26 protein-coding genes, 3 tRNA genes and 1 pseudogene are annotated in these 24,939 nt (G+C 66.3%); 10 read left to right on the top strand and 20 right to left on the bottom strand.

Translation table 11 applies throughout. The features are described from left to right. The first annotated feature begins 1 nt into the window (after position 1). A complete protein-coding gene (locus AC5Y5W_RS08965) occupies positions 2–700 on the top strand; it encodes a YciI family protein (protein ID WP_499888429.1) in 699 nt (232 codons plus the stop codon). 3 nt (positions 701–703) lie between these two features. Beyond that, complete coding sequence (locus tag AC5Y5W_RS08960; RefSeq protein ID WP_500009843.1) at positions 704–1,918, top strand: RNA polymerase sigma factor; 1,215 nt, start codon at positions 704–706, stop codon at positions 1,916–1,918. 75 nt (positions 1,919–1,993) lie between these two features. On the opposite strand, the gene rplA is transcribed toward AC5Y5W_RS08960, so the two are convergent. The 12 genes from rplA to AC5Y5W_RS08900 form a co-directional block, all read right to left on the bottom strand. Beyond that, positions 1,994–2,701: a 50S ribosomal protein L1 gene (gene rplA / locus AC5Y5W_RS08955; RefSeq protein ID WP_499888434.1), complete on the bottom strand. Its 708-nt coding sequence runs from the start codon at positions 2,699–2,701 to the stop codon at positions 1,994–1,996. A 62-nt stretch (positions 2,702–2,763) separates the two neighbouring features. Beyond that, positions 2,764–3,192: a 50S ribosomal protein L11 gene (rplK, locus tag AC5Y5W_RS08950; RefSeq protein ID WP_065013540.1), complete on the bottom strand. Its 429-nt coding sequence runs from the start codon at positions 3,190–3,192 to the stop codon at positions 2,764–2,766. Between the two features lie 86 nt (positions 3,193–3,278). Next, entirely contained in the window at positions 3,279–4,034 is a 756-nt protein-coding gene (nusG, locus tag AC5Y5W_RS08945) for a transcription termination/antitermination protein NusG (RefSeq protein WP_500009844.1), read from the bottom strand. 39 nt (positions 4,035–4,073) lie between these two features. Next, complete coding sequence (secE, locus tag AC5Y5W_RS08940; protein WP_499888440.1) at positions 4,074–4,454, bottom strand: preprotein translocase subunit SecE; 381 nt, start codon at positions 4,452–4,454, stop codon at positions 4,074–4,076. 71 nt (positions 4,455–4,525) lie between these two features. Beyond that, positions 4,526–4,598 (bottom strand) — tRNA-Trp (locus AC5Y5W_RS08935). A gap of 140 nt (positions 4,599–4,738) precedes the next feature. Then, positions 4,739–5,239 (bottom strand): (3R)-hydroxyacyl-ACP dehydratase subunit HadC, encoded by a 501-nt coding sequence (hadC, locus tag AC5Y5W_RS08930; RefSeq protein ID WP_500009845.1) that lies wholly within the window; start codon positions 5,237–5,239, stop codon positions 4,739–4,741. Between the two features lie 2 nt (positions 5,240–5,241). Beyond that, positions 5,242–5,670 carry a (3R)-hydroxyacyl-ACP dehydratase subunit HadB gene (gene hadB / locus AC5Y5W_RS08925; RefSeq protein ID WP_500009846.1) on the bottom strand — a complete coding sequence of 143 codons (429 nt, stop codon included), beginning with the start codon at positions 5,668–5,670 and terminating at the stop codon, positions 5,242–5,244. Further along, positions 5,657–6,136, bottom strand: a complete 480-nt coding sequence (hadA, locus tag AC5Y5W_RS08920) for a (3R)-hydroxyacyl-ACP dehydratase subunit HadA (RefSeq protein ID WP_500009847.1) — start codon at positions 6,134–6,136, stop codon at positions 5,657–5,659. The genes hadB and hadA overlap by 14 nt, the downstream gene beginning before the upstream one ends. Positions 6,137–6,146: 10 nt before the next feature. Beyond that, on the bottom strand, positions 6,147–6,314 hold the full coding sequence (gene rpmG / locus AC5Y5W_RS08915) for a 50S ribosomal protein L33 (protein ID WP_003898538.1): 168 nt from the start codon (positions 6,312–6,314) through the stop codon (positions 6,147–6,149). A 36-nt stretch (positions 6,315–6,350) separates the two neighbouring features. Then, positions 6,351–6,424: transfer RNA gene (locus AC5Y5W_RS08910), tRNA-Met, on the bottom strand. Between the two features lie 35 nt (positions 6,425–6,459). Continuing rightward, positions 6,460–6,532: transfer RNA gene (locus tag AC5Y5W_RS08905), tRNA-Thr, on the bottom strand. Between the two features lie 140 nt (positions 6,533–6,672). Further along, complete coding sequence (locus tag AC5Y5W_RS08900; protein ID WP_500009848.1) at positions 6,673–6,891, bottom strand: type II toxin-antitoxin system VapB family antitoxin; 219 nt, start codon at positions 6,889–6,891, stop codon at positions 6,673–6,675. Positions 6,892–7,059: 168 nt separating this feature from the next. Between AC5Y5W_RS08900 and AC5Y5W_RS08895 the strand changes: the two genes are divergently transcribed. The 3 genes from AC5Y5W_RS08895 to AC5Y5W_RS08885 all read left to right on the top strand — a co-directional run bounded on the left by AC5Y5W_RS08895 (position 7,060) and on the right by AC5Y5W_RS08885 (position 9,325). Then, positions 7,060–7,710, top strand: a complete 651-nt coding sequence (locus AC5Y5W_RS08895) for an MBL fold metallo-hydrolase (RefSeq protein WP_499888823.1) — start codon at positions 7,060–7,062, stop codon at positions 7,708–7,710. Positions 7,711–7,778: 68 nt separating this feature from the next. Then, positions 7,779–8,603, top strand: a complete 825-nt coding sequence (locus AC5Y5W_RS08890) for a DUF8453 domain-containing protein (RefSeq protein ID WP_500009849.1) — start codon at positions 7,779–7,781, stop codon at positions 8,601–8,603. A gap of 26 nt (positions 8,604–8,629) precedes the next feature. Then, positions 8,630–9,325: a crotonase/enoyl-CoA hydratase family protein gene (locus tag AC5Y5W_RS08885; RefSeq protein WP_500009850.1), complete on the top strand. Its 696-nt coding sequence runs from the start codon at positions 8,630–8,632 to the stop codon at positions 9,323–9,325. Between the two features lie 14 nt (positions 9,326–9,339). Here the strand turns inward: AC5Y5W_RS08885 and AC5Y5W_RS08880 are convergent, their stop codons facing one another. From AC5Y5W_RS08880 to cynS, 3 genes are read right to left on the bottom strand one after another with little or no spacing between them, the layout of a single operon-like run. Next, complete coding sequence (locus AC5Y5W_RS08880) at positions 9,340–10,353, bottom strand: patatin-like phospholipase family protein (RefSeq protein WP_500009852.1); 1,014 nt, start codon at positions 10,351–10,353, stop codon at positions 9,340–9,342. Positions 10,354–10,362: 9 nt separating this feature from the next. Beyond that, positions 10,363–11,367, bottom strand: a complete 1,005-nt coding sequence (locus AC5Y5W_RS08875; protein WP_500009854.1) for a patatin-like phospholipase family protein — start codon at positions 11,365–11,367, stop codon at positions 10,363–10,365. After that, complete coding sequence (gene cynS, locus AC5Y5W_RS08870; protein WP_500009855.1) at positions 11,364–11,822, bottom strand: cyanase; 459 nt, start codon at positions 11,820–11,822, stop codon at positions 11,364–11,366. Before cynS ends, AC5Y5W_RS08875 begins: the two co-directional genes overlap by 4 nt. Before the next feature lie 104 nt (positions 11,823–11,926). Between cynS and AC5Y5W_RS08865 the strand changes: the two genes are divergently transcribed. Both AC5Y5W_RS08865 and AC5Y5W_RS08860 read left to right on the top strand, forming a co-directional pair. Continuing rightward, positions 11,927–12,424 carry a protein disulfide oxidoreductase gene (locus tag AC5Y5W_RS08865; protein ID WP_500009857.1) on the top strand — a complete coding sequence of 166 codons (498 nt, stop codon included), beginning with the start codon at positions 11,927–11,929 and terminating at the stop codon, positions 12,422–12,424. Further along, positions 12,421–13,290: a cytochrome c biogenesis CcdA family protein gene (locus tag AC5Y5W_RS08860; protein WP_500009858.1), complete on the top strand. Its 870-nt coding sequence runs from the start codon at positions 12,421–12,423 to the stop codon at positions 13,288–13,290. Before AC5Y5W_RS08865 ends, AC5Y5W_RS08860 begins: the two co-directional genes overlap by 4 nt. Here the strand turns inward: AC5Y5W_RS08860 and AC5Y5W_RS08855 are convergent. From AC5Y5W_RS08855 to AC5Y5W_RS08835, 5 genes and pseudogenes are all read right to left on the bottom strand, one after another. After that, positions 13,274–14,203, bottom strand: a complete 930-nt coding sequence (locus tag AC5Y5W_RS08855; RefSeq protein ID WP_500009860.1) for a M56 family metallopeptidase — start codon at positions 14,201–14,203, stop codon at positions 13,274–13,276. The two genes, AC5Y5W_RS08860 and AC5Y5W_RS08855, sit on opposite strands and share 17 nt — an antisense overlap. Next, positions 14,200–14,574 (bottom strand): BlaI/MecI/CopY family transcriptional regulator, encoded by a 375-nt coding sequence (locus AC5Y5W_RS08850; RefSeq protein WP_500009862.1) that lies wholly within the window; start codon positions 14,572–14,574, stop codon positions 14,200–14,202. The genes AC5Y5W_RS08855 and AC5Y5W_RS08850 overlap by 4 nt, the downstream gene beginning before the upstream one ends. 5 nt (positions 14,575–14,579) lie before the next feature. After that, positions 14,580–15,338: a class I SAM-dependent methyltransferase gene (locus tag AC5Y5W_RS08845; protein WP_500009863.1), complete on the bottom strand. Its 759-nt coding sequence runs from the start codon at positions 15,336–15,338 to the stop codon at positions 14,580–14,582. 22 nt (positions 15,339–15,360) lie between these two features. Then, complete coding sequence (locus tag AC5Y5W_RS08840; RefSeq protein WP_499895551.1) at positions 15,361–15,930, bottom strand: hypothetical protein; 570 nt, start codon at positions 15,928–15,930, stop codon at positions 15,361–15,363. Between the two features lie 70 nt (positions 15,931–16,000). Next, positions 16,001–16,516: pseudogene (locus tag AC5Y5W_RS08835) on the bottom strand (nitroreductase family protein). 86 nt (positions 16,517–16,602) lie between these two features. Between AC5Y5W_RS08835 and recC the strand changes: the two are divergent. The 3 genes from recC to recD are packed head-to-tail and all read left to right on the top strand — an operon-like array spanning position 16,603 to position 24,850. Beyond that, a complete protein-coding gene (recC, locus tag AC5Y5W_RS08830) occupies positions 16,603–19,890 on the top strand; it encodes an exodeoxyribonuclease V subunit gamma (RefSeq protein ID WP_500009864.1) in 3,288 nt (1,095 codons plus the stop codon). Continuing rightward, positions 19,890–23,147 carry an exodeoxyribonuclease V subunit beta gene (recB, locus tag AC5Y5W_RS08825; RefSeq protein WP_500010012.1) on the top strand — a complete coding sequence of 1,086 codons (3,258 nt, stop codon included), beginning with the start codon at positions 19,890–19,892 and terminating at the stop codon, positions 23,145–23,147. Before recC ends, recB begins: the two co-directional genes overlap by 1 nt. Further along, the gene (recD, locus tag AC5Y5W_RS08820; protein WP_500009865.1) at positions 23,144–24,850 is read left to right on the top strand and encodes an exodeoxyribonuclease V subunit alpha; all 1,707 of its coding nucleotides are present in this window, start codon (positions 23,144–23,146) and stop codon (positions 24,848–24,850) included. The genes recB and recD overlap by 4 nt, the downstream gene beginning before the upstream one ends. The last annotated feature ends 89 nt before the right edge of the window (positions 24,851–24,939 follow it).

Genomic DNA, 24,939 nt, shown 5'->3' with positions numbered 1-24,939 from the left:
AATGCAGTACTTGGCTCTGTTGACCAGCCAGGAGCGAGACCGCACGCCCGACGAGCGGGCCGCGCTGATGGCGGAATTCGAAAGCTTCCAAGCCGGCGCCGCCTCCGCACTCCGCGGTGGCGACGCGCTGACGCCGGCGGCGGCCGCGGTGCGGATTACCGGCGGCCCGGACGCTCCAGTTGTCACCGACGGCCCGTTCGCCGAATCCGCCGAAGTGGCCTGCGGCTACTACGTGTTTGAAGCGGAGAACCTCGACGAGGCATTGACATTGGCCCGCGCCATCCCGGTCGCCAAGGTGGGGACAATAGAGGTCCGGCCTCTCTATCACGCGTTCGATCCCGAGTGGTCGCGTACTGACGCCCAGTGGCTGGCGCTACTGCTGGAACCGGCGGCATCTGTGTCGGCGCCGGGCACACCGGAGTGGCAGCAGGAGGCGGCGCGGCACGGCGAATTCGCCGCTACTGCGGGGGATCACATCGTCGGCGGCGCCGCGCTGCATGATCCTGCGACGGCGACGACCGTGCGGGTGCGCGACGGGCAGGTGTTACTGACGGATGGCCCGTACGTCGAGGGCGCGGAAATCGCCACCGGGTTCTACCTGCTGTCGGCCGCCGACCGGGACGAGGCGGTCAAACTGGCCGAGATGATTCCCGCCTCGGCCGTGCAGTTGCGTCAGTTGGCCGGCCTCTCCCACCTGTAGCGCATGGCCGACCTGGACGGCGTCTTCCGGCAGGAATGGGGCCCGGCGGTGGCCGCGCTGGCCCGTTGGTCGGGTGACCTGACCGTCGCCGAAGACGCCGTCCAGGAGGCGTTCGCCGAGGCGCTGCGGGCGTGGCGACGCGACGGCGTGCCAGATAACCCCGGCGCATGGGTGCTGACGGTGGCGCGCAACCGCGCCCGCGATCGGCTACGGCGCGAATCTTCGCGTCCCGGAAAGGAATTGGCAGCGGTGGTCGAGGAGATCAGGGCGCGCACCGACCGGGTGGACGTCCACCCGGTACGCGACGACGAGTTGCGGATGATGTTCACCTGCGCCCATCCCGCCCTTGACCGAACCTCGCAGCTGGCGTTGACACTGCGGCTGGTGTCCGGGCTGACCGTGACGGAGATCAGCCGTGCGCTGCTGCAGACCGAGGCCGCGGTCGGTCAGCGAATCACCAGAGCCAAGAACAAAATCCGGCACGCCAACATCCCGTTACGGGTGCCGCCCGCCGAGCTGCTGCCCGAACGCACCCCGCATGTGCTGGGGTGCGTCTACTCGGTGTTCACCGAAGGTTACTGGTCGACGGCAGGGCCGTCGGCGATCCGCGACGAGCTGTGCGACGAGGGTGTCCGGCTCGCGGGCGAGCTGTGCAGCCTGATGCCTGATGAGCGGGAAGCTCACGCATTGGCAGCCCTTGTGCTGCTGCATGATTCGCGTCGGGCGACCCGGGTCGACACCGCCGGGGCGCTGGTGCCGCTGGACGAACAAGACCGTGGTCGGTGGGACCGCGGCCGTGTCACCCGCGGCCTGGACCGGCTGCGGCTGGCGCAGGGATCGACCGGGCCGTATCTGCCGCAGGCGGTGATCGCCGCCGTGCACGCCACGGCGCCGAGTTGGCAGCACACCGATTGGGCGACGATCTGCGCGGCCTACGACCGGTTGCTTGCGATCACCGATTCACCGGTAGCGCGGGCCAATCGCGCGCTGGCCGTGGGCTTTCGGGACGGCTACGCCGCCGGCTTAGCCGCGCTGGATGCTGTCCAGGACGATCCGCGACTAACCCGCCTGGTGGCCCCGATTCGCGCCGATTTGCTTCGCCGCGACGGGCAGGCCGCCGAGGCGCTGCGGTTTTACCGTCAGGCGCTGGAGTTCACCGGCTCCGAGCCGGCACGGGCGTTTCTGCGCCGCCGGATCGCCGAATGCGGGGGTACCTAAGCGCGGCGAGCAGACAGAGAATCGCATTACCCGAGCGGCATTTGTGCGATTCTGCGTCTGCTCGCGCCAGGGAAACTATTCCGCGGCGAAGTTGCGGGTGATCGCCGGGTCGACCGGAATGCCGGGGCCGGTGGTCGTCGAGACCGTGATCTTCTTCAGGTAACGGCCCTTCGACGACGACGGCTTGTGCCGCAGCACCTCGTCGAGCGCGGCGCCGTAGTTCTCCGCCAGGTTCTTCTCGTCGAACGAGGCCTTGCCGATCACGAAGTGCAGGTTGGCTTGCTTGTCCACCCGGAAGTTGATCTTGCCGCCCTTGATGTCGTTCACGGCTTTGGTGATGTCGGGCGTGACGGTGCCGGTTTTGGGGTTGGGCATCAGACCACGCGGCCCGAGGATCCGCGCGATCCGACCGACCTTGGCCATCTGGTCTGGCGTGGCGATCGCGGCGTCGAAATCCAAGAACCCACCCTGGATCTTCTCGATCAGGTCGTCGCTGCCGACCACGTCGGCGCCTGCGGCGGTGGCCTCGTCAGCCTTATCGCCGACCGCGAACACCGCGACCCGGGCGGTCTTGCCGGTGCCGTGCGGCAGGTTGACGGTGCCGCGGACCATCTGGTCGGCTTTGCGCGGGTCGACGCCGAGGCGGATGGCCACCTCAACGGTCGCGTCCTGCTTGGTCGACGAGGTTTCCTTGGCCAGCTTGGCTGCCTCCAGCGGTGTGTGCAGCCGCGAACGGTCCACCTTCTCGGCGGCGGCGCGATATGCCTTGCTGTTCTTGCTCATTGGTTATCCATTCCTGGTTGTGGTTGAAAAGCGGGCCGGAGCTGGCCCTCCCACCGGCCGAATTATTCGACCGTGATGCCCATCGATCGGGCTGTGCCGGCGATGATCTTGGCGCCGGCCTCGATGTCGTTGGCGTTGAGGTCGGCCTTCTTGGTTTCGGCGATCTCGCGGACCTGGTCCCAGGTCACCTTGGCGACCTTGGTCTTGTGCGGCTCGGCCGAGCCCTTGCCCACGCTGGCGGCCTTGAGCAGCAGCTTGGCGGCGGGCGGTGTCTTGAGCGCAAAGGTGAAGCTGCGGTCCTCGTAGACGGTGATCTCCACCGGAATGACGTTGCCGCGCTGGTTTTCTGTCGCGGCGTTGTACGCCTTGCAGAACTCCATGATGTTGACGCCGTGCTGGCCGAGTGCGGGGCCGACCGGCGGCGCGGGGTTGGCCTGGCCGGCTTCGATCTGAAGCTTGATCAGCCCGACGACTTTCTTCTTCGGGGCCATGAGGTGTTGGTCTTCCTTTCTATTTGCCCGGCTTCTCCTCGGGCCGTCGGACGGCCCGCATCGTCGCCGGGCGTCGTGCGCTAACGCTAGATCTTCGAGACCTGGTTAAAGGTCAATTCCACAGGTGTTTCGCGACCGAAGATGGACACCAGCACCTTGAGCTTCTGTTGTTCGGCATTGACCTCGCTGATGGAGGCGGGCAGCGTGGCGAACGGCCCGTCCATCACCGTGACCGATTCGCCGACCTCGTAGTCGACCTCGATCACCGGTCGTTCCAGCCCGCCCTCGCTGGCGGCGGCGGCGGTGGCGGCCGCACCCTTGGCCGGCTTCTTCGCCGGCCCCTGCGGCAGCAGGAACTTCACCACGTCGTCCAGCGAAAGCGCCGACGGACGTGACGTCGCGCCGACGAACCCGGTGACACCCGGGGTGTTGCGCACCGCGGACCACGAGTCGTCGGTCAAGTCCATGCGGACCAGGATGTAGCCCGGCAGCACCTTGCGATTGACCTGCTTGCGCTGACCGTTCTTGATCTCGGTGACCTCTTCGGTGGGCACTTCCACCTGGAAGATGTAGTCGCCGACGTCGAGGTTCTGCACGCGGGTCTCGAGGTTGGCTTTGACCTTGTTCTCGTATCCGGCGTAGGAGTGGATGACATACCAGTCGCCGGGTTTGGTGCGCAGCTCGGCCTTCAGCGCGACGGCCGGGTCGACCTCTTCGGCCGGCTCTTCGGGGGCGACGGCCTCGGCCGCCGCGTCCGGACCGGACTCGGCGGTGGCCTCCTGCAAGGCCTCTTCGATGTCGACCGTCTCACCCACGGGCTGGTCGCCGTCGGAGGTAGTCACGGTTCTCTCAGTTCCTCTCTATAACCCGCTGGGCGTCCGTCAGCCGAACACCAGCAGCACGAGCTTGGCCAGACCCAGATCGGCCAGGCCGATCAGCGCCACCATGAACACCAGGAAGGCCAGCACCACCGAGGTGTAGGTGATCATCTGCTTGCGGTTGGGCCAGATCACCTTGCGCAGTTCGGCGACAACCTGCTTGAGGTAGTTGTAGACGTACGCGAATGGGTTGGGGCTTTGCGACTTCTTGGTCTTCTTGGCCTTCTTCTTCTTGACCTCGGCGCTGTCCTTGCCGAGCTCGACCGCTGACGACTCGACGTCCCCCGCCCGCTGGCGGGACCGCTTGCCGCTGGGGCGCTGCGGTCGGGTCGCTACCGCCGTGCGGCCGTCGGCTGCGTCGGCACCGTCGCGCTCGTCGCTCACCGCATGCTCCTCTGTTTGCTTCTTCGGGTGGTCACCTTCCAGTGTCCACCATCGCTGAATCCGATGGTCAGCAGGGGCGACAGGACTTGAACCTGCAACCTGCGGTTTTGGAGACCGCTGCTCTGCCAGTTGAGCTACGCCCCTATGCCGGTTGGCAGGCCAACCTGCGCGCACGGGGCTTCACATGAACGCGCGCCCTCCGCTTGGTCGACTACCGGAAAGCGCGCTTGTGACGGGAAAACCCCGAGGTCCGAGTGTACATCGACGCCGGTCTCAGGTACTAATCACGCGGTTCGGACAATCTGGCCGGACTCCATGTCCCACTTGAGTTGGACCGAGTCGTTGCCCTCGTGACCCATCATCGTGGTGTAGGCCTCCAGCACGATCTCGCCGGCGGCGTTGGTGCAGATGTTCCTGGTGACCACGATGTCGGCGCCGAACCGCTCGTGGACGGACTGAACCTCCATCTCGGCGTGCAGCACGTCGCCGGCAACGATCGGCTTGTGAAAGATGAACTTCTGGTCGACCTGCACAATCTGCATCGTCTCGTAGCCGGTATCGACGCTGCGCATGAAGTCGTTCTGGACCAGCTTGGCGAAGATCGTCGGGAAGGTCAGCGGAGCAACGATGCTGTCGTAACCAAGCTCGGCGGCCGCTTTCTCGTCGAAGGACGCCGGATCGTCGCACTTGACGGCCCTGGCAAAACTTCGGATCTGCTCGCGGCCTACCTCATAGGTGTCCGGGTAACGCCAGATCATCCCCCGGATGTCTGTATTGAGCGGCATGCTTACGCCAACTTCGCCGAGGCGACGGCCCGGCCAAAGATTTTCTTGCCGCCGGCGGTGGCCGTAATCGCGATCGTCACCGACTTGCTGTCCTCGTCAACGGACTTGACCCGGCCGGTAAATACGATCTCAGCGCCTTTGCCGTCGTTGGGCACCGGCACCACCGCGGTGAATCGCACGTTGTACTCGGTCACCGCGCCCGGGTCGCCGACCCAGGAGCTGACGTAGCCGCCGCCGAGGCCCATGGTCAGCATGCCGTGCGCGATCGCGGTGTCCAGGCCGACCATCTTGGCGATCTCGTCGTCCCAGTGGATCGGGTTCAGGTCGCCCGAGACGCCGGCATAGTTCACCAGGTCCTGCCGGGTCAACGGATAGACCTTCTCGGGCAGCTGGTCACCGACTTTCACCGAGCTGAACTCACGTCGTGGCATTGCTGAAACCCTCTTCTCCCTCTTCGCCGGCGCGACCTGCCAAGGTGGTGTAGGTCTCCATCACCAGCTCTCCCGTGTCATTGGTGACGACGTTTTTGGTGACGATGATGTCGGCGCCGTGCGCCTGTCGCACTGAGTCCACGTAGACGTCGCAATAGAGCTTGTCGCCCGCTTGGATCGGCTTCAGGTACTTCAGCACCTGGTCGACCTGGACGATCTGCTCGTCGTGGATCGCAATGTTGGCGTCAGCGAAAAACGCCGTTTGGGCCTTGTAGCCGAACACCGACATGAATGTCAGCGGTGACAGCAGGCCGTCGTAACCCAGCTCGGCGGCGGCCTTCTCCTCGAAGTAGGACGGGTCGTCGTTCTTGACGGCGACGGCGTACTCCCGGATCTTCTCCCGCTCGACCATGTAATAGTCGGGGTACCGATAGTGCGCACCGACGACGCTTTTACCCAACGCCACGGCTGCCTACCTAGCGCGTCTCGCGGTGTGCCTGATGCTTGCCGCAGTTGGGGCAGAACTTCTTCAGTTCGAGTCGATCAGGGTCGTTGCGACGATTCTTCTTGGTGATGTAGTTGCGGTGCTTGCACACCTCGCACGCCAAAGTGATCTTCGGCCGTACATCGGTACTGGAGGCCACGTCCGCTTCTCTTTCTCATGTCTTGTTGTTGTCCTGTAGCGATGGCCGGACTCGAACCGGCGACCTAACGATTATGAGTCGTTCGCTCTAACCGACTGAGCTACATCGCCTCGGTACGCGCCGCCTGCCTGCTCGGCGTCCGCCGAGCCCCCTAACGGAATCGAACCGTTGACCTTTTCCTTACCATGGAAACGCTCTGCCGACTGAGCTAAGGGGGCCTTGCCCGAAGCGACCATTCGGGTCGGCCTCCGGCCTAAAAGAGGGTACAGCCTGGGCCGCAGGCCGACCAAACCCGCCCGGCAGCGATACAGGGCGCGCAGGAACCCCGGAAGGACCCCGGCCAACAAGCCCGGTCAAATCACACAGACTCGCTGGAGCGGTGCAGCCGCAGCGCGTCCAGGTTGCCGAATTCGTCGACCTCGTCGTCGTCTAGCGAAGATTCGGAGGCGTCGGCACCGGCGACCAGAGTCCGCAGCGCGAGGTTGACCGCCTCCCGCGTGCTGTGCATATGAAATCTGCGTATGACCTCGTCGACGAGGGCTTTGTCGACCTCGATCTCGATCGTGCGGAACGTCATTAACCAACGATACCCGTTTGGCGAAACGTGAACCATCAAAATCCTGGCAAACATTCAGGCAGGCCCGCCGAGGCGCGGCGGGCCGCGCCGTAGGCTGGACGGGTGCCTGACACGGACCGGCTGTATTTCCGCCAACTGCTCTCCGGGCGCGACTTCGCCGCCGGCGACATGTTCGCGACGCAGATGCGCAACTTCGCCTATCTGATCGGCGATCGTCAAAGCGGCGACGCGGTAGTCGTCGACCCGGCCTACGCCGCCGGGGATCTGCTCGACGCGCTCGAAGCCGACGGCATGCGGCTCTCGGGGGTGCTGGTCACCCACCACCACCCCGACCATGTCGGCGGCTCGATGATGGGTTTCGAACTCAAGGGCCTCGCCGAGTTGCTGGAGCGCACCAGCGTGCCCGTACACGTGAATACCCATGAGGCGCAGTGGGTTTCGCGAGTCACCGGGATCAGCATGGCGGATCTGACCGCGCATGAGCATGGCGATGTGGTCAGCGTCGGCGATATCGACATCGAGTTGCTGCACACGCCCGGCCACACGCCGGGCAGCCAGTGCTTTCTGCTCGACGGCCGGCTGGTCGCCGGGGACACGCTGTTTCTGGAGGGCTGCGGGCGCACCGACTTCCCCGGCGGCGACTCCGATGAGATGTATCGCAGCCTGCGGCAGCTCGCCGGGCTCGCCGGTGACCCGACGGTGTTTCCCGGCCACTGGTATTCGGCTGAACCGAGTGCGTCGCTGTCGGAAGTCAAGCGTTCCAACTACGTCTACCGCCCGGCCAATCTCGACCAGTGGCGAATGATGATGGGCGGCTGAGCGCACTCTAAGATCGCATCAGCGAATTTTCGGTCCCCGATCAACGGTGGCATACGCGGAGGTCTTCGATGGGCTGGTTCCATGACCGCTGGCATGAGGTGACCGGGTCAGGCTCCAACACCTGGGTGGCATTGGGCAGCTGGGCGGTGCTGGCGGTCGGGGTGTTCGCGCTGCTGTGGGCCAACCGGCAGGTGCGGCGCAATCGTGAGGTGTCGATCGAGCAGACCCGGCCGCACATCGGCATGTCGATGGAGCCGCACGGCGCCGACTGGCATGTGATCGAACTTGTCGTCCGTAACTTCGGCAAGACCGCGGCCTACAACATCCGCTTCGCGTTTCCGCGCCCGCCCACCGTCGCCGCCTATGAGAACACCGCGGATGGCTACACCGACGTCGTCGAGATGAAGCTGCCTGAGGAGTTGGCGACGCTGGCGCCGAATCAGGAATGGCGGGTGGTGTGGGACTCGGTGCTCAACCGGGCCAAACTCGGCGACGACATCGAGCCGCGGTTCGCGGGCACGGTGACCTACTACGACCGCCCCGAGGAGCGGCCGGCGTGGAAGTTCTGGCAGCGCAAGCGGCGTCCGTTCGAGACCAAGGTGGTGCTCGACTGGGATGCCCTGCCGCCGGTGCGGCGGGTCGAGCTGATGACAACGCACGACCTGGCCAGCCGGGAAAAGGAGAAGCTGGAACTGCTGCGCGGGCTGTTGACGTACTTCCACTACGCCAGCACCGAACCTCGGCCCGACGTGTTCCGCAGCGAGATCGAACGCATCAATCGCGCGGCGGAGGAAACCCGGGACCGGTGGCGGGCCCGCCAACTCGACGATCCCACCGACGTGCATCTGCGGTGGGACCGGGCCAAAGCGGAGGCCGGTAAGCACCGGAGCTAACGGGCGACGTGATTGAATCAACTCCCATGAGCGGCCCAGTCAGCTATCGCCACGACGAGTCCATCGCGATCATCACGATGGACGACGGCAAGGTCAATGCGCTGGGGCCTGCCATGCAGCAAGCCCTGCAGGAGGCGCTCGACAACGCCGACCGCGACAACGTCGGCGCGGTGGTGATCGCCGGCAACGACCGGGTGTTCAGCGGCGGCTTCGATCTAAAAGTCCTGACGTCGGGCGAGACGCAGCCAGCGATCGACATGCTCAAGGGCGGCTTCGAGTTGTCGCATCGGCTGTTGTCCTATCCCAAGCCGGTGGTGATGGCCTGCACCGGCCACGCCATCGCGATGGGCGCGTTCCTGCTGTCCAGTGGTGATCATCGAGTGGCCGCCCCCGCGTACAACATTCAGGCCAACGAAGTCGCGATCGGGATGACGATTCCGTATGCGGCGTTGGAGATCATGAAGCTGCGCCTGACGCCATCGGCCTACCAACAGGCCGCCGGGCTGGCCAAGACGTTCTTCGGCGAAACCGCTGTCGCGGCGGGCTTTGTCGACGAGATCGTATTGCCGGAGGTGGTGCTTGAGCGCGCCGTCGAGGCCGCCCGGGAGTTCGCCACGTTGCATCAGAAAGCACACGCCGCGACGAAGTTGCGGACTCGCGCGGATGCACTGACCGGCATTCGCGCCGGGATCGACGGGATGGCAGCCGAGTTCGGGCTGTAGTCCGTTGGCACGCGCTAAACGCCTTGGTATCGGCGGAAGCGCTCGAGGTAGGCCGAAAAGTCCCAGGTCGACAAGAAGTCGTGGACTGCCGCGTAGCCGCGATCGTATTGCTGTTCGAGGCGGCCTCGCGAGATGCCGAAGTCCAAGGCGCTCACCTCGGTTGAGACCACCCGGATGGTGCGGGCACTGACCCACGGCTCGCTCAGGTGGGTTTGGTCATGGCCGATCAGCATGGTGGTGATCAGATGTTCCAGCAGCGACGGCGGTCCAAGCAGGCGCCGCAGCGGCCTGAGCGCGGGGATCGCACTCTCGATGCCCTCGAACAGCTTGGGAATCACCGTGATTCCGAAGGTCGGCCAGCGCGGCCGTTTGGCGTCGGGGCGGTCCAGCGAATCGATCGGGAAGGTCGACAGCAGGCCGCCGTCGACCAGAGTGGACGTCAGCCCGGTGGCGCTGGTCAAGGCGACCGGACGGTAGAAGAACGGGATGGCCATCGAGGCGCGCACCGCGTCGGCGACTGGCTGTTCGTCCGGATCCAGGCCGTAGACCCGCTTGTAGTCCCAGGGCAATCGCACCAGCTGGCCGGTCGTCAGATCGGCGACCGTGACCACGGCCCGATAGCGCCGCTCCTCGAGTAGATTGTCGTCGTCGATGGCGAGATCGCCAAACGTGCTGACGCCCAAGTTCTTCAGCTCGCCGCGGATCCAGTCATGAGCGAAGTCGCCGCGGTACAGGCCGGTGTCACGTACCAGGCCCCAGGCTGGCCCGAGGAACGGGATCGGCGCCGCGTCACGCCATTTCGACAGCGGCACAGACAGTCCCAACTCTTTGACTTCCGCGCTGGTCAGCTGATCGCCTTTGGACGCAGCCGCAATGATCGCGGCGACCACCGAGCCGCCGGATACGCCGGACGCACGGGGGAACGAATATCCGGCGTCCATCAGCGCGACGATCGCGCCCACCAGACCGATGAATTTCACACCCCCGCCGGAGAGGATGAGATCCGCATTTTTCGGGTCGTCAGCCATGAGATTCCTTTATCGCCGGAAGCGTTCGCGGTATTCGGCCCAGTTCCAGGTGGACAGAAATGCCGCTGCCGCGTCGTAACCGCGTTGGTAAAGCTCTTCTTTCTGCGTGTCGGAAATGTCGAAATCGAGGAAGCCGACGTCGGTCGAGTCCACGCGAATGGCGCGTGCGCTGACCCACGGTTGGTTGAGGTAGGCCTGATCGCGGCCGACGATCATCGTGGTGATCAGGCTTTCCAGCAGGGTCGGGCCGCCGCCGAGCCAATGCAGCGGCGCCAACGCGGGAATCACCTTGGCGTTGTCCTGGGGCAGGTTGGGCAGCAGGGTGATCCCGAAGGTGGGCCAACGTGGCGGCTTGCCGTCCGGCCGGTCGAACGAGTCGATCGGGAAGTTCGACAGCACTCCCCCGTCGACGAGCGTCGATGTCACACCCTCCGCGCTGGTGAGTTTGACGGTGTGGAAGAAGAACGGAATCGACATCGAGGCGCGGACCGCATCGGCGACCAGTTGCTCGTCGGGATCCAGCCCGTAGAGCCGGCGATAGTCCCAGGGCAGCCGCACCAACTGGCCGGTGGTGACGTCGGCGACGGTGACCACCAACCGGTAGCGCCGCTCAGGCGGCAAGGTGTCGTCGTCGAGGGCAAGATCGCCAAACGTGTTGACACCCAGACTCTTTAGCTGACTGCGGATCCAGTCGTGGGCGAAATCGCCCTTGTAGATTCCTTCTTCGCTGATCAGACCCCAGGCTGGGCCGAGCACCGGGATCTTTTCAATGGGGCCCGGATCCAGGAACTTGCGGTAGGGCAACGTCATCGCCAGGTTCTTGACGTCGGCGGGAGTCAGTTGATCGGCACCGGCGGCCAGGATCGCACCGACAACCGAGCCGGCCGACGTCCCCGACACCCGCGGCACCTGGTAGCCGGCATCCATCAGCGCGACGATGGCACCGGCCAGCCCGATACCCTTGACACCGCCACCGGACAGGACCAGGTCGGCCCTCAGCGGAGCGTCGGTCATCGCTCCTCGCCCGAAACCCAGTCGTAGGGCAGGAATTTCCCATCAAAAGTCACCACCACCCGATCGCCGGACGGATGCGTTTTCTTCTGCACGTCGACGCTGAAGTTGATCGCGCTCATGATCCCGTCGCCGAACTGCTCGTGAATCAGTTCCTTGATCGCCGGCCCGTAGACCTGCAGGGCTTCGTAGAACCGGTAGATGGTCGGGTCGGTGGGCACCGCCGTCGGCAACCCGCCGCGCATCGGCGGCGCAGCCAGCATCGCGACCGCCGATTCGTCCAGGCCCAGCATCTCAACGAGAACCTTGCCCGACTCGGCGGGAATCGGCTGCTGACCCAGTAATGCCGAGGTGGTCCATGCCACCGGCCGGTCAATGGCGTCAGCCAACTCCTGCCAGGTCAAGCCCTTCTCCAGGCGAGCGACGACGATCTGCTCGGTGATCTCGTTTCTGGTCATGTCCCCCAGCATGCCCTTATGCCGCAGTCGCCGGTCACCCGAGCCATCATCTACTATCTACGTACGTAGGTAGTACGGATAGCACTCGACCGGAGGGAATCGCGATGTCACGTCGCCTGATCGCCATGCTGATCGCTGCCATGCTCGTCGTGGGCGCGTGCGGTTCCAAGCCGACATCCGGCGAAACCCACGGCGTGCCGGATCAGCTGCAGTTCAGCGCGACCACCCTCGACGGTCGGCAGTTCTCCGGCGAAACCCTGCTGGGTAAGACCGCGGTGCTGTGGTTCTGGGCGCCCTGGTGTCCCAACTGCCAGCGCGAGGCGCCGACGGTGGCCAAAGTCGCCGCGGCGAATCCGACTGTGACGTTCGTCGGAGTGGCCGCGCGCGCCGACGAATCCGCCATGCGGGAATTCGTCGACAAGTACCACGTCGACGGGTTCACCCAACTGGCCGATACCAATTCGGCGGTGTGGACCAAATTCGGTGTGACGCAACAACCCGCATACGCGTTCGTCCGGCCGGACGGCAGCATCGACGTCGTCAAGGGCACGATGACCGAATCTCAGCTGTCCGAGCGCGTTAGCGCGCTGAGCAAGCGATGATCGACACGGCGGCGCTGGGTTTCGCGTTGGCCGCCGGGCTGGTGGCGGCTCTCAATCCGTGCGGATTCGCCTTTCTGCCCGGCTATTTGGGCTTGGTGATCGCCGGCAGCCAGGAGACCTCTCGGTCGGCGGCGCTGGCCCGGGCCGGGCTGGCCACCGTGGCGATGTCCGCCGGATTCCTGACCGTCTTCGGGGTCTTCGGCCTGGCGATCTCACCGGTGATCGCCTCGGCAGAAAAGTATCTGCCGTTTGGCACCGTGGTGATCGGCGTGTTGCTGATCGGCCTGGCGGTCTGGTTGCTGGCCGGCAAAGACATCAGCGTGGTGGTGCCCAAGCTGGCGGGCGGGGCGCCGACGGCCCGGCTGGGTTCGATGTACGGCTACGGCCTCGGCTACGCCGTCGCCTCGCTATCCTGCACTGTCGCACCGTTTCTCGCGGTCATCAGCACCACCTTCAAACAGGGCTCGATACTCTCCGGGGTGCTGGCCTTCGTTGCATACGCGGCCGGGATGACCATCACGGTCGGCGTTGCCGCGCTGACGGTGGCGCTGGCCGGCTCGTCGGCCACCGCGGCGTTCCGCCGCGTGCTGCCATACGTGAATCGCATCGTCGGCGTGATCGTGTTGCTGACCGGCCTCTATGTCGCCTACTACGGCTATTACGAAATCCGGTTGTACTTCACCAACGCCGGCCCGGACGACCCGATCATCAACACCGCCGCCGGTGTTCAGGGCTGGCTGGCCCACCAGGTCGAAGGGCTGGGCGTGTGGCCGTTGTTGGGTGTGGGTGCCGCGCTGGTGGCCGCCGGGATCGCGGCGACGGTCTGGCGCACACGGCGCCGCGAACCGGTCACAGATGGCAGGTGAGCAGCACCGTCATCGGCGCAGCGGCCCACAGGCCGATGACCGACGTCAGGATCAGCCGGTCACGCCAACGGATGCGGCCAGGCGCCGGGAGCGCCAGGCGTTCCGCGCGGGCCACCACCGCCGAATCGGCGGCGCCGAGCGCAGCCGACGCCACCGGCGGCTGCCCCACCAGAGCCAGCAGTCCGCCCAGCAGCGGCAGTGCGCCGTGCCGGCGAACCGCGATGTCGTCGGCGCACATTTCCAGCAGCCCGGCCACACCGTCGGCGGCGGCGGGAAACAGCGGTAGCCGCGGCAGGGCGGCGGCCAGTGCCCGCAACACCATCAGCACGTCGTGGTGCCGGCCAGTGAGGTGGGCGGCTTCGTGGGCAAGGACCGCCGCGAGTTGCGGCTCGTCGAGCCGGTCGCGGGCAGCGGTGGTGACGACGACGGCAGGCGGGCGGCCGGCCACACAATAGGCCGCGGCTTCCTCGCCCGGGACGACTACCACGCCCGGCAGGTCGGTTCTCCGGCCGATCATCCGTGCGGTCAGCGCGTGTCGGCGGCTGCGCGAGCGCATCCGTCGCAGCCGGCGCACCACGTTGAGGGCAACGACCGGCGTGACGACCAGGCCCGTGACAAGCAGACCCAACGCCAACGCCGAGCCGATCGGCTGCGGCACCCCGATATGACCGGCGAAGCCAAGTACTTTGAGACACAACATCAATGCCGAGTGGTGCCACATACTGGCGACCGCATCGACGAGTAGGACGCCCAACGCGGCGAACCACGCCGCAACCGCGCCGACCACCGCCGTCAGCCACGCCGCCACACCGAGACGAGGGTGAATACCGCCGGCGGTGACCCGTCGCAGCATCGGCGGCCCCAGCCAGGTCAACGCGGCCGCATACAGCAGGATCACCGCGGTCGCGTTCATTGCTGGCCTTCGTCGATGAGGCGACGCAACGCGGCACGCACCCGCGTCGACTCCTTCTCATCCATCTGGTTGATGAAGGCGGCCAGCACCAGGTCGGAGTCGCCGCCGGTGTCGAACGCGTCGCGCATCAGTGCCGCCGAGTGTTCCTCGCGGGTCATCGTCGGCCAGTAGCGGAAAGCCTTGCCCGCGCGTTCCCGCTGCAGCCAGCCCTTGCGGTGCAGGTTGTCCATGGTCGACATCACGGTGGTGTAGGCGATCTCGCGGTCGCGCGCCAGGTCATCGAAGATCTCGCGGACCGTGCTCTGCTGGCCGCGATTCCACACCCGGTCCATGACCGCGGCCTCGAGCTCACCGAATCGCCGAACGCGCATGGTGCCTATGGTATCGAGACTGGCTTGGTCGCCGTCACCAAGCGCGTGGACGTCCACGGTCCGCCATACCACATCCGCCATCCCACGTTGCGGTGTTGCACCTCCTGCCAGCCCAGGTCGCGGAGCTGCGCGGCGTGGTGGCGGGTTTCCCAGAGGTCGGCGATCGCGAGACGCCCGCCGGGCCGCAGCACTCGTGTCGCCTCGCGCAGCGCCTGTCGCCGGCCATCGCGGGTGGGGAGGTTGTGAATCGCCAGGCTGCTCACGATCACGTCGAAACTGTTGTCGTCGAACGGCAATGCGGTCATGTCGGCGGTACGCACTTCGATGCGGTCGCCGACGTTCTCCAGGTCGGCGTTTTTCAGCGTGGCCGACGGCGAGTTGTCGGTCTGGTCGGCGCGCCACAGGTCGATGCCGATCGCCCGGCCGCGGGGCAGTCGCTTGGCGGTGGCCAGTAACACTGCACCGCGGCCGCAGCCCATGTCCAGCACCGTCTCGTCGCCGCGCAGCCGCAAGCCGTCCAGGATCCGGTCCCAGGCTTGAAACTTGCCGGCCCGGGTGGCGTAGAGATAAAGCGCTGCGCTGGCGATGATTCCGGCACCGCCCGTCGCGGCCAACGCTGCCGTCAGCCGCTTACCGCGCCGCCAGTTGATCGCAGCCCATCCCAGTAGCGCTGCGGCCTGGACGCCGACGCCGATCGCCTGTCCGCGCGCCGATACCGTCTTGAACGATCCGTCGATGCCGTAGTCGCCCTTGTGCTGGTGCATCGCACTCAGCCTATAGGCCGAGTTACGTGATGCCGGCCAGGCAGTAGGTCCGTGGTGGAGATGGATAGGTCCGCGCGGGCAGGTAACCGTCCGACGAACAGGCTTGAGCGTTGTCGGTTTCGAGTCGGCTGCTCACCTTGATCGTCGTCGGTCCGCGGTCAGCGCAATTGCTCAAGTCCCAGACGCCGACCGCTGTCCCGAGGCGGTAGCAGTGGCCCGCGACCAGGTTGGGCACCAGGCACAATTTGGCGGTAGCTGTGTCGGCGATGGGTGGGCGGAACCGGTCGTATCCGTTGGCAGCGCAGTCGCCTGCCCGGTCGGCCAACTTGGCCACGGTGAAACTGGGGTCGGTATCGCAGCCGGTGCGGGTGGTGTGCAGCTCGCCGCCGGACGTCGGCTCCACCACCACGCAGTCACCCACGCGGTAGCCGTGCGCTTGATGGCTGCTGACTATCGGGATCATCGCCCCGACAGCAACGCCGACGAGCACCCCGAGCCCCGCAACGACCAGCCATCGCCATCGGCGTGGCGCCGGCGGGCGCGGGCCGATAGCCGGCATTCCGTAGCCAGGTTGCGGTCCCCCGAAAGTCATCGTGCGAGGGTAGCGGCTCTGCGTGGGCAGTTAGCCAGGATTTAGGAGTCCCTCATACACCGTTCAAGATTCACCAGCGTCCGCGGTGGACCACCTCAGAAAACGGCCGCCGATTCGGTTTGCGGATCGGCCGAATCGCGCGATCGGCGGGATAGCCGACGCCCAGCAAGTAGGCCACCAGGTGATCGTCGGGCACCCCGAGGATGGCGCGCGCCCTGTCCTGGTCCCCGACCGACGAATGGCCGGTGCCGATGCCCAGGTCGGTGGCCGCGATCATCATCGCCATCGTGGCCTGACCCACGTCGTACTGATCGGTCACCGTGCGGCGGTCATTCGGCGGAACCGGTATCACCAAGGCAATGGCCGCCGCGGCCGAGGCGATATGTCCGGCGCCCTGCCACACCGTGGAAAGGTCCTGCAGCTGAGCCCGATCGGTGACGACGACGAAGTCCTACGGCTGGCGGTTCTTCGCCGACGGCGCCCGCCAGCCGGCCTCGACGATGCGGTTCAGGTTGTCGTCGGACACCGGCTGCTGCGTGTACTGCCGCACATTGCGTCGGGCGCAGATCGCGTCCCAGGCTTCCATCTTGACCCCTCACTATTGGCACAGGCGTACGACAAATCGCTGATCTGGCCGTGACTGTCGGTAGACCCGTCTATGGTGGCACCGCAATGGCGCTACATCTCCATCGTGCCGAACGCACCGACCTGCTGGCCGACGGACTCGGTGCGCTGTTGGCGGACCCGCTGCCCGACCCCTTCGCCGAGGAACTGGTGCTGGTTCCGGCGCGCGGCGTGGAGCGCTGGCTCAGTCAGCGGCTCTCGCACGTGCTGGGCGCGGACCGCGGCGGCGACGGAGTGTGTGCGGGGGTGAAGTTTCGCAGCCCGGGCTCGCTGATCGCTGAGATCATCGGCACCGTCGACGACGACCCGTGGTCGCCGGAGGCGATGACCTGGCCGCTGCTGGAGGTCATCGACTGCTCGTTGGATGAGCCGTGGTGTCGCACGTTGGCAACGCATTTGGGTCACTTCGATGTCGACGACGCCGAGGCAGAGTTACGCCGCGGCCGGCGCTATGCGGTGGCGCGCCGGCTCGCCGGCTTGTTCGCGTCTTATGCCCGGCAGCGTCCACAGCTGCTGATCGGCTGGCTGAACGGCGATGCAACAGGCCTCGACGCCGACCTCGCGTGGCAGCCGGAATTGTGGCGGGCGCTGGTGGCCACGATCGACGCCGATCCCCCGCATATGCGGCATCAGAAGACGGTGGCCCGGCTGCAGGACGGGCCGAGCGAGCTGCCGCCACGGCTGTCGCTGTTCGGGCACACCCGGCTGGCATCGACCGACATCGAGCTGCTGCAAGCGCTGGCCACCCACCACGATCTGCACCTGTGGCTGCCGCACCCCAGCGATGCGTTGTGGCAGGCGCTGAGCGGTATGCACGGCTCGGTGCCGCGTCATGAGGACACCAGCCACCGTCACGCCCATCATCCGCTGCTCGCGACGCTCGGACGCGATCTGCGCGAACTTCAACGCGGCCTGCCGGCGGATCTGCAGTCCGACGAATACCTTACCGGCGCAACCAAACCCGATACTCTGCTCGGTTGGCTACAGTCCGATATCGCCGCCAACGCGGTCCGGCCCGGAAGCCGGAAACTCGAATCCGGCGACCGTTCGGTGCAGGTGCACAACTGCCATGGCCCGGCCCGTCAGGTCGACGTGCTGCGGGAGGTGTTGCTCGGCCTCCTGCAAGACGACCGCACGCTGGAGCCGCGCGACATCTTGGTGATGTGTCCGGACATCGAGACGTACGCGCCGCTGATCGTTGCCGGCTTCGGGCTCGGCGACGTGGTACACGGCGCGCATCCTGCGCACCGCCTGCGGGTCAAACTCGCCGACCGCTCGCTGTTCCAGACCAACCCGCTGCTCGGTGTGGCTGCGCAGTTGCTGACGCTGGCCGGTAGCCGGGTCACCGCCAGTGAGGTGCTTAACCTCGCGCAAGCCTCGCCGATCAGGGCTGGCTTCGAGTTCACCGATGACGATCTGGAGAACGTCACCCGCTGGGTTCGCCAGGCCAACATTCGATGGGGCTTCGACCAGGAGCACCGTCGGCCCTACCACGTCGACTTCGTGCACAACACGTGGCAATTCGGCATCGACCGGGTATTGGCCGGGGTGGCGATGTCCGAGGACTCACGTGCCTGGATCGACAACACGCTGCCCCTCGACGACGTCAGCAGCAACCGCGTCCAATTGGCCGGCCAGTTCGCCGAATTCGTCGCCCGGCTGCAGTCCACCGTCGACTCGCTGACCGGCGCCCGTCCCTTACGCGAGTGGCTGGCCGCCCTGACCCACGGCATCACGCTGCTGACACATGTCGACGATGCGGACGTCTGGCAGACCAGCCAGATGCAGCGTGAGTTCGCGGAGGTGTTGGAGCAGGCCGGTTCTCGTGCTGACACTGCCTTGCGACTGCCCGATATCCGGGCGCTGCTCGATCGGCACCTCGCCGGCCGGCCAACGCGGGCCAACTTCCGCACCGGCACGCTGACCGTCTGCACCATGGTGCCGATGCGCTCGGTGCCACACCGGGTGGTGTGCCTGGTCGGCCTCGACGACGGGGCGTTCCCACGTCTGGGCAGCGTCGACGGTGACGACGCATTGGCGCGCAACCCGATGACCGGTGAACGCGACATCCGTTCCGAGGACCGCCAATTGCTGCTCGACGCGATCGGTGCGGCCACCGAGAAGCTTGTGATCACCTACACCGGGGCCAACGAATACTCGGGTCAGCCGCGCCCGCCCGCGGTGCCGCTGGCTGAACTGCTCGACACCCTCGACAGGACCACGACGGCCAAGGTCCGTGACCGCATCGTCGTCGAACATCCGTTGCAGCCCTTCGACGTTCGCAACGTGATGCCCGGTGAGCTGGTGCCGGACGTCCCATTCACCTTCGACCCGACCGTGCTGCGGGCGGCGCGTGTGGCCACCGGCGAGCGCAGCGAACAGCCGAAGTTCATTTCCGGACCGCTACCGCCACCGCCTGCCGCTGACGTCATCCTCGCCGATCTCGTCAGCTTCTTCAAAGACCCGGTGAAGGGCTTTTTCCGAGCGCTGGAATTCACCCTGCCGCGCGACGTCGACGGTGTGCAGGACGCCATGCCGGTGGATATCGACAGCCTCGAGGAGTGGACGGTCGGCGACCGGATGTTGGGCGACATCCTGCGCGGGATGACTCCGGATGAGGCACGGGCGGCTGAGTGGCGCCGCGGCACGCTGCCGCCGGGTCAGTTGGGTTGGCGCAAGGCCAAAGAGATTCGCGATCAGGCCGGTCTGCTGGCGACCGCGGCGCAGGAACGCCGTCAGATCAACCCGCAGGCCTACGACGTCGACATCGAACTTGTCGCGGGGCGACGGCTCACCGGCACGGTGTCACCGGTGTACGGCGAGCGCCTGGTGTCGGTGACCTATTCCAAGCTGGACGGCAAACATCTGCTCGAGTCGTGGATTCCGTTGCTGGCGTTGATCGCTCATGACCCAAGCCGTGACTGGTCGGCAGTGTGCATCGGGCGCCCCAAGCGGGGCACCACTCCGCGGGTGGAGGGCCTGGGCTGGCCGCCCGAGGACGCCGTCGAGGTACTGCGTGAACTCGTGGCGATCTATGACGCGGGACGACGGGAGCCGATTCCGTTGCCGATCAAGACTTCCTATGCGTGGGCGGTCGCCCGGCACTGTGGTGACGATCCGGTAGACCAGGCGCAATACCGGTGGAAATCCAACCGATATCCCGCCGAAGACCAAGCACCCGCCCACGTGCGGGCGTGGGGCAAAAACGCGCGGCTGGCCGATCTGATGCAACCGCTGCGGCCGGGCGAGGAGTACGACGGCGAAGACAACCGGCTCGGCGCGTATGCCGCCCGGCTGTGGCTGCCGATGCTGCGCGCCGAGAGGAAGCCATCGTGATGGAGCGCTTCGACCTGCGCGGCCCACTGCCCGCTGAACGGTCCACCACGGTGCTGCAGGCCAGCGCGGGAACCGGCAAGACCTTCGCGCTGGCCGGTCTGGTGACCCGTTACCTCGCCGAGGGCCTGGCGACGCTGGACCAGATGTTGCTCATCACGTTCAGCCGGGCGGCCAGCCAAGAGCTGCGTGAGCGGGTTCGCGGCCAAATCGCCGATGCCGTTACCGCTTTCGACAATCCGTCAACCGTCGGCGACAACCAGTTGGTGGCGTATCTGCTGGACGGGACCGACGATCAGCGCGCGGTCCGCCAACAGCGGCTTCGCGATGCGCTGGCCGGCTTCGACGCAGCGACGATCGCCACCACGCACCAGTTCTGCCAGCTGGTGCTCAAGTCGCTCGGCGTGGCCGGTGACACCGCGGCAAATGCCACGCTGTTGGAGAGCCTCGACGAGCTGGTCACCGAGATCGTCGACGATCTGTACCTGGCGCACTTCGGCCAACAGCGCGACGATCCGGTGCTGCTGCATCGCCACGCGCTGCGGCTGGCGCGCGAGGTAGTCAACAACCCGTCGACGGAGTTGCGCCCACGCGATCCGCAGCCCGGCTCGCGGGCGGCCGTCTGCGTCGGCTTCGCGAATGACGTTGTGGCCGAGCTGGAAACACGCAAACGGCGTCGGCCTGTCCTGGGCTACGACGACCTGCTGATCCGGTTGGCCTCGGCCCTGGCCACCGACGACTCCCCCGCTCGGCTGCGCATGCACCGACGCTGGCCGATCGTCATGGTCGACGAGTTTCAGGACACCGATCTGGTGCAATGGCAGGTGATCGACCGCGCGTTCAGCGGGCGCTCCACCGTGATTCTCATCGGTGATCCTAAGCAGGCCATCTATGCGTTCCGCGGCGGCGACATCGTGACGTATCTTCGGGCTGCCGAGACGGCGGGCGAGCAGAAGACGCTGGGCACCAACTGGCGCAGCGACGCGGCGCTCGTCGAGCGGCTGCAGGTGGTGCTGCGCGGTGCCCAACTGGGTCACGAGTCGATCGTGGTGGAGGATGTCGAAGCCCACCACCAGGGTCACCGGTTAGCGGGTGCGCCGGTGGGCGACCCGTTCCGATTACGGGTCGTGCAACGAGCGACGTTGGGCCGCAGCGGCATCCAGAATCTGGCGATCGACGACCTGCGTCGACATATCGGCGCCGACCTGGCCGCCGACATCGGCGCGCTGCTGTCGAGCGGAGCGACGTTCGACGGTAGGCCGCTGCGTGCCGGCGACATCGCCGTGATCGTCGAGACGCACAAGGATGCAGCTGCATGTTTTGCGGCACTGTGCGATGCGGGCGTCCCGGCGGTCTACACCGGCGACTCCGACGTGTTCAAGTCCGATGCCGCCGAGGATTGGCTCTGCCTACTGGAGGCATTCGACCAACCACATCGCCCCGGAATGGTGCGAGCGGCCGCCGCGACGATGTTCTTCGGCGAAACCGCGGAATCGTTGACCGCCGGGGGTGATGCACTGACCGATCGGGTCGCCGATTCGCTGCGGGAATGGGCCGGGCATGCCCGGGAGCGCGGGGTCGCGGCCATCTTCGAGGCCGCGCAATTGCAGGGCATGGGTGATCGCATCCTGTCCTGGCAAGGCGGCGAGCGCCACATGACCGACCTGGCCCACATGACGCAGTTACTGCAGGACGTCGCGCATCGCGAGCGGTTGGGCTTGCCGGGTCTGCGCGACTGGCTGCGCACCCAACGCGAAGAACGCAGCGGCGCAACCGAACGCAACCGGAGACTCGACAGCGACGCCGCCGCTGTACAAATCATGACAGTGTTCGCGGCCAAGGGCCTGCAATACCCGATCGTGTATCTGCCCTTCGCGTTCAACCGCAGCACTCAGGACCGCGATGTGGTGTTGTTTCACGACGAGGGCGTGCGTTGCCTGCACATCGGCGGCAAGGACAGCCCGGACTTCCACACGGTCGAGAAACTCGGCCGCCGGGAAGACGCCAGCGACGACAGCCGACTGACCTACGTTGCGATGACCCGCGCGCAGTCGCAGGTGGTGGCATGGTGGTCACCGGCTTGGCACGAGCCCAACGGCGGCCTGTCGCGGCTGCTGCGTGGTCGCCGGCCGGGTGAGTCGTTAGTACCCGACCGGTGTGAGCCCGCGAAAATCTCCGACGACGATGCCATGGCCCGGCTGCGCGAGTGGGAGGCCGCCGGCGGTCCGGTGATCGAGCAGTCGGTAGTGGCCCGGGCACCCTCGATGCGGCCCGAGCCGATACCGTCGGACCTCGACAACCGCCACTTCCACCGCCGTATCGACACCACATGGCGGCGTACCTCCTACTCGGGCCTGATCCGAGTGGCCGAAACCACCGGAGTCAGCAGCGAACCGGAGGTCACTGAGCTCGACGACGAGACCGGCGATATTCCGTTGGGCGAGGCCGCATCCGGGCCCGACATACCGTCGCCGATGGCAGATCTGCCAAGGGGTGCAAAGTTCGGCACGCTGGTACATGCGGTGTTGGAGACGGCTGACCCGTTCGCGGCGGACCTTGCCGCCGAGTTGGAGTCGCAGATCCGGCGCCATTCGGTATGGTGGCCGGTCGATGCGGCTCCGGACGTGCTGGCCACGGCGATGGTGCCGATGCACGACACACCGTTGGGGCCGCTGGCCAACGGTTTGACGCTGCGACAGATCGGACTGCGGGATCGCCTGCGGGAATTGGACTTCGAGTTCCCGCTGGCCGGTGGGGACCTGCGATCGGGTGCGCCCGATATTCGGTTGGCGGATATCGGAACATTGCTGCGCGAGCACCTGTCGGCCGATGATCCGCTGGCGCCCTATGCCGACCGGTTGACGGGACCCCCGCTTGCTGACCAGTCGTTGCGTGGATACCTGACCGGCTCGGTTGACGTGGTGTTACGTGTTGCCGACCGGTACCTGGTGGTCGACTACAAGACCAATTATCTGGGCGACGCCGCGTCCGACTACACGCCTCGCCGCTTGGCCGATGCCATGCTGCACTCGGACTATCCACTGCAGGCATTGTTGTACGTGGCTGCGCTGCACCGGTTTCTGCGGTGGCGGCAGCCGGGCTACGACCCGGCTGTGCATCTCGGCGGCGTGCTGTATTTGTTCGTGCGCGGCATGTGCGGTGCCGACACTCCGGGCGGCGGGGTGTTCAGTTGGCGACCGCCCACCGAGCTGGTGGTGGCGCTGTCGGATCTGCTCGATGCGGGGAGGCCCGCCGCGTGACAGTGGAGGCAGTGGCGGCGGCCGGATTGCTGCGGATCTTCAACGAGTCCGGCGTCTTCGCAGCTGCGGATATTCATGTGGCGCAACGCCTCACCACGCTCGCCGGCGAAACTGACGAGCAGGTGACGCTGGCGGTCGCGGTGGTGGTGCGCGCAGTGCGGGGCGGTTCGGTGTGCGTGGATCTGCGCGATGTGGAAGCGCAGGTCGGTATCGCTGACCTACCGTGGCCCGACGCCGAAGACTGGATGACGGCGGTGCGCGCGTCGCCGCTCTGTGGTGAGCCGGCAGTGCTACGACTGCTCGGCGATCTGCTCTACCTGGATCGGTACTGGCTCGAGGAAAAGCAGGTATGCGACGACCTGCTCGCGTTGCTGCAGTCCACGCCGACGGCCACAGTGCCCTCCTTCGAGCGGCTTTTCCCCGCGGGTTTCGAGGAGCAGCGCGCGGCGGCGCGCATCGCACTGGCGCAAGCCATCACGGTGCTGACCGGCGGTCCGGGCACTGGGAAGACGACCACCGTTGCCCGATTGCTGGCGCTGGCGGCCGAGCAGTCTGAGGCCGGCGACGCCTCGCGGCCGCGGATCGCCTTGGCAGCGCCGACGGGTAAGGCCGCTGCGCGACTGCAGGAAGCCGTCGCGCATGAGGTGGCCAAGCTGGACGAGGCGGACCGGGTACGGCTGGGCGAACTGCGGGCGATGACTCTGCATCGTCTGTTGGGCAGCCGACCCGACACGTCGTCGAGGTTCAAGCATGATCGCGGAAATCGGTTGCCGCACGATGTGATTGTGGTCGACGAGACGTCTATGGTGTCGCTGACCATGATGGCGCGACTACTGGAGGCGGTGCGGCCGGGCACCCGGCTGGTTCTGGTCGGCGACGCCGACCAGTTGGCGTCGGTGGAGGCCGGGGCTGTGCTGGCTGACCTGGTGGACGGTCTGTCGGCGCGCGCCGACGTGCAGGTGGCCTCGTTGCAGACGTCACACCGATTCGGTGAGTCGATCGGCGCGTTGGCCGCCGCAACCCGTGATGGTGACACAGATCGGGTGATCGAGCTGCTGCGGGCGGGCGGCGAGCACGTCGAGTGGATCGAGTCCGAGGACCCGACCGCGCTGTTGCGCGACGTGCTCGTCCCGTATGCGCTGCGAACGCGAGAGGCCGCCCTGTTGGGCGCCTCGGAAGTTGCGCTGGGCACGCTCGATGAGCATCGATTGCTGTGCGCGCATCGCCACGGACCGTATGGCGTGTCGCAGTGGAACCGTCAGGTGGAAAAGTGGCTGTCGGAGGAGACCGGCCTGCCGCCCTGGTCGGAGTGGTACGCCGGACGCCCGCTGCTGGTGACCGCCAACGACTACGGGCTGCGGGTCTACAACGGGGAAATTGGTGTGGTGGTCGCGAGCCCTGATGGCATGCGCGCCGTCATCGCCAGTGCCGCGGGGCCACTGGACTTTTCGACCAGCCGACTGTCCGACGTCGAGACCATGCACGCGATGACCATCCACAAATCCCAAGGCAGCCAGGCCGACGAGGTGACAGTTCTGATGCCCTCGGAGGAGTCGCGGTTGTTGACTCGGGAGCTTTTCTACACCGCGCTGACTCGCGCGAAACGAAAGGTGCGCGTGGTCGGGACCGAGGCTTCGGTACGCGCTGCAATCGAGCGGCGAGCGATCCGCGCAACGGGTTTGCGAAAACGGTTGCAAACGTAACATCTGTCACACAGGTCACCGCGTGGGTTGGTATCGGCGAAGCGCCCGCCTCGCAGCGACAAACCGGCGTCGCACGTGGTCGGACGAGT

It is taken from the genome of Mycobacterium sp. NGS51 (assembly GCF_059812525.1).
Note: the sequence above shows the minus strand (reverse complement) of the source record. Positions and strands in the feature narration are given on the sequence as shown.